This is a genomic window from Microbacterium sp. 1.5R (assembly GCF_007667425.1).
In the GTDB taxonomy this organism is placed as follows: Bacteria; Actinomycetota; Actinomycetes; order Actinomycetales; family Microbacteriaceae; genus Microbacterium.
Map to the genome: position 1 here is coordinate 318687 of NZ_VDRC01000001.1, position 12331 is coordinate 331017.

The 12331-nt window shown below is 68.7% G+C and carries 11 protein-coding genes; 2 read left to right on the forward strand and 9 right to left on the reverse strand.

What is annotated here, in order from left to right; translation table 11 throughout:
• Window positions 1–16: 16 nt before the first annotated feature.
• From FSY98_RS01615 to rpsA, 7 genes are all read right to left on the reverse strand, one after another.
• Window positions 17–598 carry a CoA-binding protein gene (locus FSY98_RS01615; RefSeq protein WP_144873240.1) on the reverse strand — a complete coding sequence of 194 codons (582 nt, stop codon included), beginning with the start codon at window positions 596–598 and terminating at the stop codon, window positions 17–19.
• A complete protein-coding gene (locus tag FSY98_RS01620) occupies window positions 595–1899 on the reverse strand; it encodes an O-acetylhomoserine aminocarboxypropyltransferase/cysteine synthase family protein (protein ID WP_144873243.1) in 1305 nt (434 codons plus the stop codon). Before FSY98_RS01620 ends, FSY98_RS01615 begins: the two co-directional genes overlap by 4 nt.
• On the reverse strand, window positions 1896–3902 hold the full coding sequence (gene acs / locus FSY98_RS01625; protein WP_144873246.1) for an acetate--CoA ligase: 2007 nt from the start codon (window positions 3900–3902) through the stop codon (window positions 1896–1898). Before acs ends, FSY98_RS01620 begins: the two co-directional genes overlap by 4 nt.
• Window positions 3899–4759, reverse strand: a complete 861-nt coding sequence (locus tag FSY98_RS01630; protein WP_144873249.1) for an ABC transporter permease — start codon at window positions 4757–4759, stop codon at window positions 3899–3901. Before FSY98_RS01630 ends, acs begins: the two co-directional genes overlap by 4 nt.
• Window positions 4756–5802, reverse strand: coding sequence for an aliphatic sulfonate ABC transporter substrate-binding protein (locus FSY98_RS01635; protein WP_144873252.1), 1047 nt, complete (start codon window positions 5800–5802; stop codon window positions 4756–4758). The genes FSY98_RS01630 and FSY98_RS01635 overlap by 4 nt, the downstream gene beginning before the upstream one ends.
• On the reverse strand, window positions 5799–6653 hold the full coding sequence (locus FSY98_RS01640) for an ABC transporter ATP-binding protein (RefSeq protein ID WP_144873255.1): 855 nt from the start codon (window positions 6651–6653) through the stop codon (window positions 5799–5801). Before FSY98_RS01640 ends, FSY98_RS01635 begins: the two co-directional genes overlap by 4 nt.
• A gap of 147 nt (window positions 6654–6800) precedes the next feature.
• Complete coding sequence (rpsA, locus tag FSY98_RS01645) at window positions 6801–8255, reverse strand: 30S ribosomal protein S1 (protein WP_144873258.1); 1455 nt, start codon at window positions 8253–8255, stop codon at window positions 6801–6803.
• Between the two features lie 210 nt (window positions 8256–8465).
• Here rpsA and FSY98_RS01650 point away from each other — a divergent pair, with 210 nt between their 5' ends.
• Window positions 8466–9404 carry a 5'-3' exonuclease gene (locus FSY98_RS01650; protein ID WP_144873261.1) on the forward strand — a complete coding sequence of 313 codons (939 nt, stop codon included), beginning with the start codon at window positions 8466–8468 and terminating at the stop codon, window positions 9402–9404.
• 11 nt (window positions 9405–9415) lie between these two features.
• Here FSY98_RS01650 and FSY98_RS01655 read toward each other — a convergent pair whose 3' ends face one another.
• Window positions 9416–10402, reverse strand: coding sequence for a PHP domain-containing protein (locus tag FSY98_RS01655; protein WP_144873265.1), 987 nt, complete (start codon window positions 10400–10402; stop codon window positions 9416–9418).
• Window positions 10403–10410: 8 nt separating this feature from the next.
• Window positions 10411–11475: an anthranilate phosphoribosyltransferase gene (gene trpD / locus FSY98_RS01660; protein ID WP_144873268.1), complete on the reverse strand. Its 1065-nt coding sequence runs from the start codon at window positions 11473–11475 to the stop codon at window positions 10411–10413.
• A 191-nt stretch (window positions 11476–11666) separates the two neighbouring features.
• On the opposite strand from trpD, the gene FSY98_RS01665 reads away from it, so the two are divergent.
• Window positions 11667–12320 carry a heme-copper oxidase subunit III gene (locus FSY98_RS01665; RefSeq protein WP_091234540.1) on the forward strand — a complete coding sequence of 218 codons (654 nt, stop codon included), beginning with the start codon at window positions 11667–11669 and terminating at the stop codon, window positions 12318–12320.
• Window positions 12321–12331: the final 11 nt, after the last annotated feature.

A 12331-nucleotide genomic window follows, 5' to 3' on the forward strand; every position in this document is an offset into this window, starting at 1 on the left:
CTTCGCGCGTCGAGACTCAGCGCGCCAGCAGCTGCCGTCGCGAGCTGATCACTCCGGTGTCGAAGCCGGCGAGGTGGAGTCCGCCGTGGAACCGCGCGTGCTCGATCTTGACGCACCGATCCATCACGACGGACAGACCGGCGCCCTGGGCGAGCGCCGCGGCATCCTCGTTCCACGATCCGAGCTGCAGCCACAGCGCCTTCGCGCCGACATCGATCGCCTCCTGGGCGACGCCGGGGAGGTCCTCATGGCGTCGGAAGACGTCGACGAGGTCGGGCACGACCGGCAGGTCGGCGAGCGACGCGTACACCGGCTGCCCGAGGATCTCCTTCTCACGCGGATTCACCAGATACACGTCGTACGGCGTGCTCGACAGGAGGTAGGTCGCGACGAAGTACGACGCGCGGGCGGGGTTGTTCGACGCGCCGACGATCGCGATGGACTTGGTACGACGGAGGATGGTGAACCGCTCCTGCTGCCCGGGGCCGACCCATGTGTGCCCGGTGGACTCGGATACGGTGCCGGGCAGTGCGCAGGCCGCGGCATCCTGCGGCGTCGGGACGGCGCAGCTGTCGCCCGCCGAGGTGGTATCGCTCATCGGTTCTCCCCCGTCGCGGTGGTCAGGGCCTGATCCAGGTCCCAGATGATGTCCTCGGCGTCTTCGAGACCGACCGAGATGCGGATGAGGTCCGAGCGTACGCCCGCTCCGACCAGTTGCTCGTCGGAGAGCTGCCTGTGCGTGGTCGATGCCGGGTGGATGACGAGGGTTCGCGCGTCTCCGATGTTCGCGAGGTGCGAAGCGAGCTGCAGGTTCTCGATGAGCTTCTCCCCCGCCGCTCGTCCGTCGTCGGATTTCACTCCGAAGGCGAACACCGACCCGGGGCCGAGCGGCAGGTACTTGGCCGCGCGCTCGTGGTGCGGGTGGCCCTCCAGCCCCGCCCAGGTGACGTAGGCGACCCGCGGGTCCGCAGCGAGCCATTCCGCGACGACGCGTGCGTTCGCGAGATGCCCGTCGATGCGCTGCGGCAGGGTCTCGATTCCCTGGAGCAGGTTGAACGCCGACTGCGGGCTCAGTGCAGGACCGATGTCGCGCAGCTGCTCCGTGCGCAGCTTGGTGAGGAACCCGTATTCGCCGAAGTTGTCCCACCACTTGATGCCGCCGTAGGACGCGACGGGTTCGGTCATCTCGGGGAAGCGACCGTTGCCCCAGTCGAAGGTGCCCTTCTCGATGACGATCCCACCGAGGGTCGTTCCGTGACCGCCCAGGAACTTGGTGACGGAGTGGATGACGATGTCCGCGCCGTGCTCGAGCGGGCGAGCGAGGTAGGGCGTCGCGAGCGTCGCGTCGACCACGAGCGGGACGCCCGCCGCGTGCGCGACCTCGGCGAGGCCCTCGATGTCGGCGATCTCGCCGGAGGGATTGCCGATCATCTCGACGTAGACGACCTTGGTCTCTGGTCGGATGGCCGCCGCGTAATCCGCCGGATCGGTCGATGCCACGAACGTGGTCTCGACACCGAACCGCCGCAGCGTCACGTCCAGCTGCGTCACGGTGCCGCCGTACAGCTGGGCGGCCGCGACGACGTGGTCGCCGGCCCCCACGAGTGCGGCGAACGTGATGAACTCGGCGCTCATGCCGGATGCCGTCGCCACAGCGCCGATCCCGCCCTCGAGCGACGCGAGTCGCTCCTCCAGTGCGGCGACCGTCGGGTTGCCGATACGGGAGTAGATGTTCCCGTACTTCTGCAGTGCGAAGAGGTTGCCGGCATCGGCCGCGTCGTCGAAGACGAACGACGTGGTCTGGTAGATCGGCACCGCGCGGGCGCCGGTCGACGCGTCTGGCGTGCCCCCGGCGTGCAGCGCTCTGGTGCGGAATCCGAAGCGGTGTTCTTCCGTCATGATGTCCTCAGTTCGGCGTCGGCGAGCACGGCGGCGATGTCGTCGACGGCCCAGGGGTTCTGCAATGATGTCGTATCGCCGAGCGGCGCCGCGTCGCGGCCCGCCCGACGGTCCTGCTCTGCCTCCCACAGCTGCGCGAGAAGCCGGCGCATGATCTTGCCCGAGCGGGTCTTGGGGAGGTCGGGCACGACGACGACGTGCTTCGGCTTGGCGACGGGTCCGATCGCACGGGCCACCTCGCCGCGCAGATCGGCGGCCGATACGTGGGACCGACCGGACGGCGTGACGAAGGCGACGACGGCCTGCCCGGTCACAGGATCGGAGACGCCGGCGGTGCCAGCCTCCCCCACCGTGTCATGGGCCACCAGGGCCGACTCGATCTCGATCGTCGAGAGGCGGTGGCCGGAGACGTTCACGACGTCATCCAGGCGCCCGAGGATCCAGATGTAGCCGTCGGCGTCGCGCGTGGCGCCGTCTCCGGCGACGTAGAATCCGCCCCACTCCCCGTGCCCGGCGTACGACGCCCAGTAGGCGGACCGGTAGCGGTCGGGATCGCCCCACACGGTTCTGGCCATCCCCGGCCACGGCCGGCGCACGACGAGGGTGCCCGAGCGCCCCGGGGCGACCTCGGCGCCGTGCTCGTCGACGACCGTCGCGTCGATCCCGGGGAGCGGGATCGACGCGGAGCCGGGCTTGAGGGTGGTCGCACCGGGAAGCGGGGCGATCATCGCCGCCCCCGTCTCCGACTGCCACCACGTGTCGACCACCGGAAGCTCGTCGCGCCCGAAGTTGCGACGGAACCAGACCCACGCCTCGGGATTGATCGCCTCGCCGACCGTGCCGAGCAGGCGCAGGGTGGAGAGGTCGTGGCCGTGCGGGAGGTCGGCACCGAACCAGGTCATGAACGTGCGGATGAGGGTCGGCGCCGTGTAGTACACGGTGACCCCGTAACGCTCGATGATCTCGAGGTGGCGCTCGCGGTGCGGAGTGTCCGGCGTGCCCTCGTAGATCACCTGCGTGAGTCCGTTGCTGAGCGGGCCGTAGATCTCGTAGGTGTGCGCTGTGACCCAGGCGAGGTCGGCGGTGCACCAGTGCACATCGTCGGGCTTGGCGTCGAAGTGCGCCCAGTGCGCCCAGCTCGCGTGCGTGAGGTAGCCGCCCGACGTGTGGACGAGGCCCTTCGGCTTCCCTGTCGTGCCCGAGGTGTAGATGATGAAGAGCGGATGCTCGGCGTCGAACGCCTCGGCCTCGTGGTGGGTCGACGCCGTGTCGACCGCATCGTGCCACCACACGTCGCGTCCGTCGGTCCACGGGACGTCTTGTCCGGTGCGCCGGAGGACGAGGACGTGCTCGAGGTCGGGAAGATCGGCGGCCGCGGCGTCGGCCGTGGACTTGACCTCGGTCGCCGACCCCCGGCGGAACTGGCCGTCGCTCGTGACGAGGAGTCTGGCTCCGGTGTCGGCGAGCCGGAAGCGGACGGCCTCGGCCGAGAATCCGCCGAAGACCAGAGAGTGCACGGCGCCGATGCGCGCGCACGCCAGTGTGATGACGACCGTCTCGACGAGCACGGGCAGATAGACCACCACGCGGTCGCCTGCGCGGATGCCGAGCGCGATGAGGGCATTGGCGGCCTGCGCCACGCGGCCCTGCAGGTCGGCGTAGGTCACGGTCGTGCGATCGCCCGGCTCGCCCTCGAAGTGCAGCGCGACCTTATCGCCGCGTCCGGCAAGAACATGACGGTCGACGCAGTTGACGGCAACGTTCAACCTGCCGCCGCTGAACCACCGAGCCGAGGGTCCGGCCGCCTCCGTCGGGGGCTGCCACTCGAGCGGCGTCTCCCAGGGCTGCGCCCAGTCGAGACGCTGCGCCGCTCGCTCCCAGAACGCGATGGGATCCTTCTCCGCCTCGCCATAGGCCTCGCCCGTCACGTTCGCGGTCGCGGCGAACCCGGCGGGAACGGGATAGCTCCGCTGCTCGACGAGACGCGCTTCTGCGGCGGTCATGCCCACCGCCTGAGCAGGTACTTCTCGACGAGAGCGAGCACCCCGTTCGTGATCGTTCCGAGGAGCGCGAGCAGGATGATCGAGAGGATGATGCGGTCGACGCGTCCGTTGCTCTGCGAGTCGGTCAGGAGGAAGCCGAGACCCATCGACGATGCGATGAGCTCTGCTGCGACGAGGAACAGCCAGGCCTGCGCGAGCGCCAGTCGGAGCCCCGCGACCACGGAAGGAACGACGGCGGGAAGCTGCACCGTACGGAACAGCGACCACCCGCGCAGGCTGAAGGATCGACCGGCTTCGACGAGCTGGGGGTCCACGTGCCGCAGCGCCGACGCGACCGTCGTGTACACGGGGAAGAACGCGCCGATCGCGATCAACGTGACCTTCGAGGACTCGCCGATCTGCATCCACAGGATCAGCAGCGGCACCCAGGCCAGCGAGGGCACGGCGCGGATCGCCGCGAGCGTCGGGCTGAGAAGGATGTCGCCGAGGCGAGAGAGACCGACGAGGCCCGCGGCGGCGAGGCCGATGGCCGAGCCGATCGCGAATCCGAGCAGCACGCGCTGCACGGAGATCGCGATGTGGGTGTAGAGCGCGCCGCCCTCGGCGAGCTCGGCGCCGGCGGCGAAGACGGATGCCGGGGTGGGGAGTCGGTAGGGCTCGACCATTCCGCTGGTCGTCGAGATCTGCCAGGCCGCGACGATCAGAACGGGGAGCAGCAGCCCTCCGGCGATGCGCACGGCGGGGCGATCCCACCCGCGGCGGGCTCGTCGTAGGGAGGGACGATAGCGACCCTTCGCGGCGTCGAGCGCGTCGCGCGCGTCTGCGGGGACGACCACGCGCTGGTCGGGGCCGATCACTTCCCGTCGACCGCCTTCGTGGCGAACGTGTCGTTGACGATCGAGTCGAGCGCCTTGTCGACGGATTCCTTGCCGCCCTGGACATCGCCCGAGTCGACGAGCACGGGTGCGATCTTCTCGAGAACCGCGATCTGGTCGTCGCCGGGGACGCCGCTCACGTCGAGGTTCGAGCGATCCTCGATCACGGTCTTCGCCACGGCAGGGTCGATGCCCGCCACCTCGGCGAGCAGCTCCGCGGTCTCCTCGGGGTTCTCGAGCGCCCACTCCCGGGCCTGCTCGTACGCATCCACGACCGCCTGGGCCAGGTCGGCATGGTTCTCGATGAAGTCCTCGGTCGCGTTCAGGAATCCGTAGGAGTTGAAATCGACGTTGCGGTAGATCAGCTTGTCGCCGGATTCGACCTCGGCGGCGGCCATGATGGGATCGAGCCCCGACCACGCCGCCACGGATCCTCCGTCGAGCGCAGCGCGTCCGTCGGCGTGCTGCAGGTTCTGCACCTCGACGTCGTCGACCGACAGCCCGGCCTCTTCCAGCGCCTGCAGGAGGAAGAAGTAGGGGTCGGTACCCTTGGTCGCTGCCACGGACTTGCCTGCGAGGTCCTCGACCGAGTTGATGTCGCTGTCCGGTCCGACGACGATCGCCGCCCACTCGGGCTGCGAGTAGATGTCGATGACCTGGATCGGCGAGCCGTTGGCCCGCGCGAGGAGGGCGGCGGAGCCGGCGGTCGATCCGACGTCGATCGATCCGGAGCGCAGCAGCTCGTTGGCCTTGTTGGAGCCGGCGGACTGCACCCACTCGACGGTCACGTCGTCCCCGAGGATCTCTTCGAGAAGCCCCTGATCCTTGACCACGAGGCTGAGCGGGTTGTAGGTGGCGAAGTCGAGCGACAGCGTGTCGGATGACCATTCGCCGGAGGCGGCGGCATCCGCTGTGTCGGCCGCGTCGGCGGAAGCGTCCTCCCCCGCGACGCATCCGGTGGCGACGAGCATCATCGTGCCCGCGATCGCGATCGCAGGGATGATTCGGCGGGTGATGGTGCTCATCGGTTCTCCTCGGGGGACATGCGGTGGTGGGTGTCGACGCCGAGTCCTTCGAGGAGCTCGGCGCGGAGGTCGGCGAGGCCGCGGTCGGCGCGGTCTCTGGGTCGTGCTCCTGGCACGCTGACGGTGCGTGCGATCGACGATGCCGCCGTATCCTCGTCGTCTGCGAGGGTGCGCAGCAGCAGCACGCGATCCGCCAGGTAGAGCGCCTCCTCCACGTCGTGCGTGACGAGGAGGACGGTGGTCGGCTCTGCGGCATGGATCTTCAGGAGCAGGTCGTGCATCCGCAGCCGGGTGAGGGCGTCGAGCGCGCCGAACGGCTCGTCGAGCAGCAGGACACCGGGGTTCCGGGCGAGGGCTCGCGCGAGCGAGGCGCGCTGCGCCATACCGCCGGAGACCTCGCGGGGGCGCTGGCCGGCCGCGTGCTCGAGGCCGACCAGGTGCAACAGCTCCTCGACGCGCTCACGGCCCTCCCGTCGAGGGGTTCGCCGTGGCAGACCGAGTTCGACGTTCTGCGCGAGGGTGCGCCACGGGAGCAGCCGCGGCTCCTGAAAGGCGACGGCCGTGCGCTCGTCGGCATCGGCGACCGCTGCGCCACCGAGCTCGATGCCTCCGCGGCTCGGCGCGTCGAGCCCGCCGATGAGACGGAGGAGTGTGGACTTGCCGCACCCCGATGGGCCGACGACGGCGACGATCTCGCCGGCTGACACCTCGACATCCACGCCGCGCAGCACCGTGCGAGTTCCCTGTCCGAGGGCGAACGTGCGCTCGACGGCATCGAGCCGCACCGATGCTGCGGCACCCGCAGATCCCGCAGCGCGCGACGACGCGGGCGCATTCAGGAGGGAGGTCATGCATTCATGCTGTCCGAGACCGGCGGAATGTTACGAACCGATGCGTAATGATCGGTCACGGAAGGCGCGGCCGGCCTGGCCCGTATACCCGCAGACGCGGAACGGGCCGTCACTCCGAGGAGTGACGGCCCGTTCTGACAGAGCTGCTTAGGAGTTGCCGCCCGAGAGCTTCTCCCGGAGAGCCGCGAGAGCCTCATCGTCAGCGAGCGTGCCCGCACCGGCGGTCTCGCTCGAGAAGGCCTGGCCGCCGAAGTCGGCACCGGCCTCGGCCTCGGCCTCTGCGGCCTTGATGACCTGAGCCTTGTGGGCCTCCCAGCGAGCCTGGGCTGCAGCGTACTCCTGTTCCCATGCCTCGCGCTGGGCGTCGAAGCCCTCCTTCCAGGCACCCGTCTCGGCGTCGAAGCCCTCGGGGTACTTGTACTCGCCGTTCTCGTCGTACTCCGCGACCATGCCGTAGAGGGCCGGGTCGAACTCGGTGCCGTTGGGGTCGACAGACTCGTTGGCCTGCTTCAGCGACAGCGAGATGCGGCGACGCTCGAGGTCGATGTCGATGACCTTGACGAAGACCTCTTCGCCGACCGACACGACCTGCTCGGCGAGCTCGACGTGCTTGCTCGAGAGCTCGGAGATGTGGACGAGGCCCTCGATGCCGTCTGCGACGCGCACGAACGCGCCGAACGGAACGAGCTTCGTGACCTTACCCGGCGTGACCTGTCCGATCGCGTGGGTGCGGGCGAAGACCTGCCACGGGTCCTCCTGCGTCGCCTTGAGCGACAGCGAGACGCGCTCGCGGTCGAGGTCGACCTCGAGGATCTCGACGGTGACCTCCTGGCCCACCTCGACGACCTCGGAGGCGTGCTCGATGTGCTTCCAGGACAGCTCGGAGACGTGCACGAGGCCGTCGACGCCGCCGAGGTCGACGAACGCACCGAAGTTGACGATCGACGAGACGACGCCCTTGCGGACCTGGCCCTTGTGCAGGTTGTTGAGGAACGTGGTGCGCGACTCGGACTGCGTCTGCTCGAGCAGGGCACGGCGCGAGAGCACGACGTTGTTGCGGTTCTTGTCGAGCTCGAGGATCTTGGCCTCGATCTCCTGGCCGAGGTACGGCGTGAGGTCGCGGACGCGGCGCAGCTCGATGAGCGACGCGGGCAGGAAGCCGCGGAGGCCGATGTCGACGATGAGTCCACCCTTGACGACCTCGATGACCGTACCGGTGACGACGCCGTCGTTCTCCTTGATCTTCTCGACGTCTCCCCAGGCACGCTCGTACTGTGCGCGCTTCTTGGAGAGGATCAGACGGCCTTCCTTGTCCTCCTTCTGGAGGACGAGAGCCTCGACCTCGTCGCCGACCTTGACGACCTCGTTGGGGTCGACGTCGTGCTTGATGGAGAGCTCGCGCGAGGGGATGACACCCTCGGTCTTGTAGCCGACGTCGAGCAGAACCTCATCGCGGTCGATCTTGACGATCGTGCCTTCGATGATGTCGCCGTCGTTGAAGAACTTCAGGGTCTTCTCGACCGCGGCCAGGAAGTCCTCAGCAGATCCGATGTCGTTGATGGCGACCTGCTTGGTGGCCGGGGCGGTCGTTGCGGTAGTCATGTAGTGGGTTGTCCTTGTTGAATGGGAACTCGGGCCGGAAGATGCGACCGCGCACGGTCGTACTGCATGCTTCTCAGCGGTTGGATTGTGATTTCTGTCACGAGGGCATGCGAGACACGCCACGAGTGACGTTTAAGGCTATCAGATCGGAGGCTTCGCCGCCTCCTCGGAATACCGGCCGGCGCCGGTCTGCCCTGCCAGACTGTCCCCATGCCAGATCGCGCCGACAAGCTGCTCCTCCTCGACACCGCCAGCCTCTACTTCCGCGCCTTCTACGGGGTCCCCGACAAGGTCACGGCCCCCGACGGCTCGCCCATCAACGCGGCGCGGGGACTGCTCGACATCATCGCGAAGCTGATCACGCTCTACGAGCCGACCCACGTGGTGGCCTGCTGGGACGACGACTGGCGTCCGCAGTGGCGCGTCGACCTCATCCCCAGCTACAAGGCGCACCGCGTCGTGGAAGTCGTCCCCGCCGGCCCCGACGTCGAAGAGGTGCCCGACCCGCTCGAGGCGCAGATCCCGCTCATCCGCGAGACTCTCGCAGCCCTTCGCATCCCGATCGTGGGTGTCGCCGAGCATGAGGCGGACGATGTGATCGGGACATTGGCGACCCACGCGACGATTCCGGTGGACATCGTGACGGGCGACCGCGACCTCTTCCAGCTCGTCGACGACGATCGAGCGGTGCGCGTCATCTACACGGCGCGCGGCATGAGCAATCTCGAGATCGTGACGGATGCCGTCGTCGTCGCCAAGTACGGAGTGCTGCCCTCGCAGTACGCGGACTTCGCGACCATGCGCGGCGATGCGTCCGACGGTCTGCCCGGTGTACCGGGAGTCGGCGAGAAGACGGCCGCGACGCTGCTGAAGGAGCACGGTGATCTCGCCGGCATCCGCTCGGCCGCGGAAGCAGGGGAGGGCATGAGCGCCGGAGTGCGCGCGAAGGTGCTCGCCGCTTCCGCCTACCTCGACGTGGCCCCGACCGTGGTCGAGGTGGCGAGGGATCTCGAGATCACCGCGCCGACCGAGCCTCTGCTCCCCCTGGGCCCCGACGAGGTCGACGCCGCCCTCGCACTGGCCGAGTCCTGGAACCTCGGCGGCTCCATGGCGCGCGCCATCGCCGCCGTCGGCACGACCGCCGACTGACCCGGCGGCGGTCACCCGGCCCAGGCGAGCAGCCGCTCGAGTCCCCAGGTCGTCACGATGCGGGATGCCGGCACGCCCGCTCTCTCGGCCCGCTGCGCTCCGTGATCGAGGAGCGAGAGCTGCCCGGGCGCGTGCGCGTCGGAGTCGATGGAGAACAGGCACCCCGCCTCCAGCGCGATCGCGATGAGCTCGTCCGGTGGATCCTGACGTTCGGGTCGGGAGTTGATCTCCACGGCCACACCGTTCTCGGCGCACGCCGCGAACACGGCCTCGGCGTCGAACTGCGACTGGGGCCGCGTTCCCCGTTCGCCCTGCACGAGTCGGCCGGTGCAGTGTCCGAGGACGTTCACCCTGGGGTGCGCCACGGCCGCCAGCATCCGCGCGGTCATGGGTCGTGCGTCCATCCGCAGTTTCGAATGCACCGACGCGACCACGATGTCGAGATCGGACAGCAACCCGTCCTCCTGATCGAGCGCGCCGTCCTCCAGGATGTCGACCTCGATGCCGGCGAGGAGGGTGAAGCCATCACCGGACTCCGCCCGCACCTGGGGCATCTGCTCGCGCAGACGTTCGGCGGACAGCCCTCGCGCGACTCGGAGGCGCGGCGAGTGATCGGTGATGGCCTGGTACTCGTGTCCGAGGGATCTGGCTGCGGCGGCCATCACCGCGATCGGCGTCGTCCCGTCCGACCACTCGGTGTGCGCATGCAGGTCGCCGCGGAGCTTCGCGCGCAGATCTGAGATGATCTCCGGCTCGACCTCTCCCCGCAGCTCGACGAGGTAGTCGGGCACCTCTCCCGCCTGCGCCTGGCGGATCACCGCGAAGGTCGACTCCCCGATGCCCTTAGCCGCCCTCAGCCGCGTGGGATCCGTACGCACCTCGTCCGGGAGGCCCTGCAAGCTCGCCGCCGCCTGACGGAACGCCTTGGCCCGGTATCGCGAGGCGCGTTCACGCTCGAGCAGGGAGGCGATCTCGAGCAGTGCAGCGATCGGGTCCATGACTCCCCTTAGGCCGTGGCCAATTCCCGGCTGACGCCGATCCACTCGTCGAGCTTCGCGGCCGCGCGTCCGTCGTCGACCGCGGCGGCCGCCTTCTCGTATCCCGCCTTGAGCCGCTCGACGATCGGGCGGCTGGCCTGGCTGGGGTCCTGCGAGAGTTCGAACGCGACGATGCCGGCCGCCGCGTTGAGCAGCACGATGTCTCGCACAGGCCCCTGCTCCCCCGCGAGGGTGCGACGCAGCACCTCGGCGTTGTGCGCGGGCGTGCCGCCGATGAGGTCGGCGAGATCCGCGATCGGGATGCCGAGATCGCGGGGATCCAGGTCGTGCTCGTGGATGTCGCCGCGCGTCACCTCCCAGATCCGGCTGTGCCCGGTGGTGGTCAGCTCGTCGAGCCCGTCGTCGCCCCGGAACACCAGTGCCGTGGCTCCGCGGGTGCGGAAGACGCCGGTGATGAGGGGCACGCGCTCGATCTGCGCGACGCCGACGGCGTTGGCCTCCGCACGCGCCGGATTGCAGAGCGGGCCGAGCATGTTGAACACCGTCGGCACGCCGAGCTCTGCGCGCACGCCTCCGGCGTGCTTGAAGCCCGGGTGGAAGGCGCCGGCCCAGGCGAACGTGATGCCGGTGCGATCCAGGATCGACGACACCGCCGCGGGGTCGAGGGTCAGCTCGAGACCGAGCGCGCTCAGCACGTCGGAGGATCCGGATGCGGAGCTCGCCGCACGGTTCCCGTGCTTGACGACGGGGATGCCCGCGGCCCCGATGATGATGGCCGCCGTGGTCGAGACGTTGACGGTGCCGACCCGGTCGCCGCCGGTGCCGACGATGTCGAGCACGTTCGGTGACACCGGCAGCGGCACCGCGGCTTCCAGGATCGCATCGCGGAACCCGACGATCTCATCGATCGTCTCCCCCTTCGCGCGCAGCGCCACGAGGAAGCCGGCCAGTTGCGCCTCCGTGACGTCGCCCCGCATGATCTGACGCATCGCCCAGGTGGACTCCCACACGCTGAGGTCGCGGCGCTCCAGAAGGGTGGTGAGCACATCGGACCAGGTGAGCGTTTCGAGCATGAGGCGATCCTATCGGCGCGTATGGAGGGCTCAGATTGTTCGCGGATGCCGTCCCGCGCTTCGGCATCCCCTGTTTCCCGCGGATTCACCGACGATTCGCAGTGTCTTCTTAGGGTCACCTAAGCTGAAAGTCAGTGATCTGCGCCCGCCTGGTGCGAGAATCATGCCCGCGGATCGGCCATAATGGAAGGGTGACGACCTCAGCGACGTATGCCCCGGCAGCGAGAACCATCAAGCGGCCCAACCCGGTAGCTGTCGGCACCATTGTGTGGCTCGGCAGCGAGGTGATGTTCTTCGCGGGACTCTTCGCGATCTACTTCACGCTCCGCAGCACCTCACCCGAGCTGTGGGCCGACCGCACCGAGCTCCTCAACGTGCCGTTCGCGTTCGTCAACACCGCGATTCTCGTGCTGTCGTCGTTCACCTGCCAGATGGGTGTCTTCGCCGCCGAGGACCTGCAGCCCTATCGCATCGCAAAGGGCCAGAAGAACGGTGCCGGTCGTCGCCGCCTGTTCGGCTGGGGCATGGTCGAATGGTTCTTCCTCACCTTCGCGCTCGGCGCCATCTTCGTCTCCGGCCAGGTCTGGGAGTACGCCCAGCTGGTCGCCGAGGGCATGCCGATCAGCGCCGACTCCTACGCGTCGGCCTTCTACATCACCACGGGCTTCCACGCCCTGCACGTCACCGGCGGTCTCATCGCGTTCCTGCTCGTCATCGGACGCGCATACGCGGTCAAGAACTTCCGGCACAAGGAGGCGACCTCCTCGATCGTGGTGTCCTACTACTGGCACTTCGTCGACGTCGTCTGGATCGTGCTGTTCGTCGTTATCTACTTCCTGAAATAAGAGCGGAGCTG

Bases quoted from the DNA above. Each gene is read 5' to 3' on its own strand.
- FSY98_RS01615 (WP_144873240.1), bottom strand. From the start codon at position 598: ATGAGCGATACCACCTCGGCGGGCGACAGCTGCGCCGTCCCGACGCCG.
- FSY98_RS01620 (WP_144873243.1), bottom strand. From the start codon at position 1,899: ATGACGGAAGAACACCGCTTCGGATTCCGCACCAGAGCGCTGCACGCC.
- acs (WP_144873246.1), bottom strand. From the start codon at position 3,902: ATGACCGCCGCAGAAGCGCGTCTCGTCGAGCAGCGGAGCTATCCCGTT.
- FSY98_RS01635 (WP_144873252.1), bottom strand. From the start codon at position 5,802: ATGAGCACCATCACCCGCCGAATCATCCCTGCGATCGCGATCGCGGGC.
- FSY98_RS01640 (WP_144873255.1), bottom strand. From the start codon at position 6,653: ATGACCTCCCTCCTGAATGCGCCCGCGTCGTCGCGCGCTGCGGGATCT.
- rpsA (WP_144873258.1), bottom strand. From the start codon at position 8,255: ATGACTACCGCAACGACCGCCCCGGCCACCAAGCAGGTCGCCATCAAC.
- FSY98_RS01650 (WP_144873261.1), top strand. From the start codon at position 8,466: ATGCCAGATCGCGCCGACAAGCTGCTCCTCCTCGACACCGCCAGCCTC.
- FSY98_RS01655 (WP_144873265.1), bottom strand. From the start codon at position 10,402: ATGGACCCGATCGCTGCACTGCTCGAGATCGCCTCCCTGCTCGAGCGT.
- trpD (WP_144873268.1), bottom strand. From the start codon at position 11,475: ATGCTCGAAACGCTCACCTGGTCCGATGTGCTCACCACCCTTCTGGAG.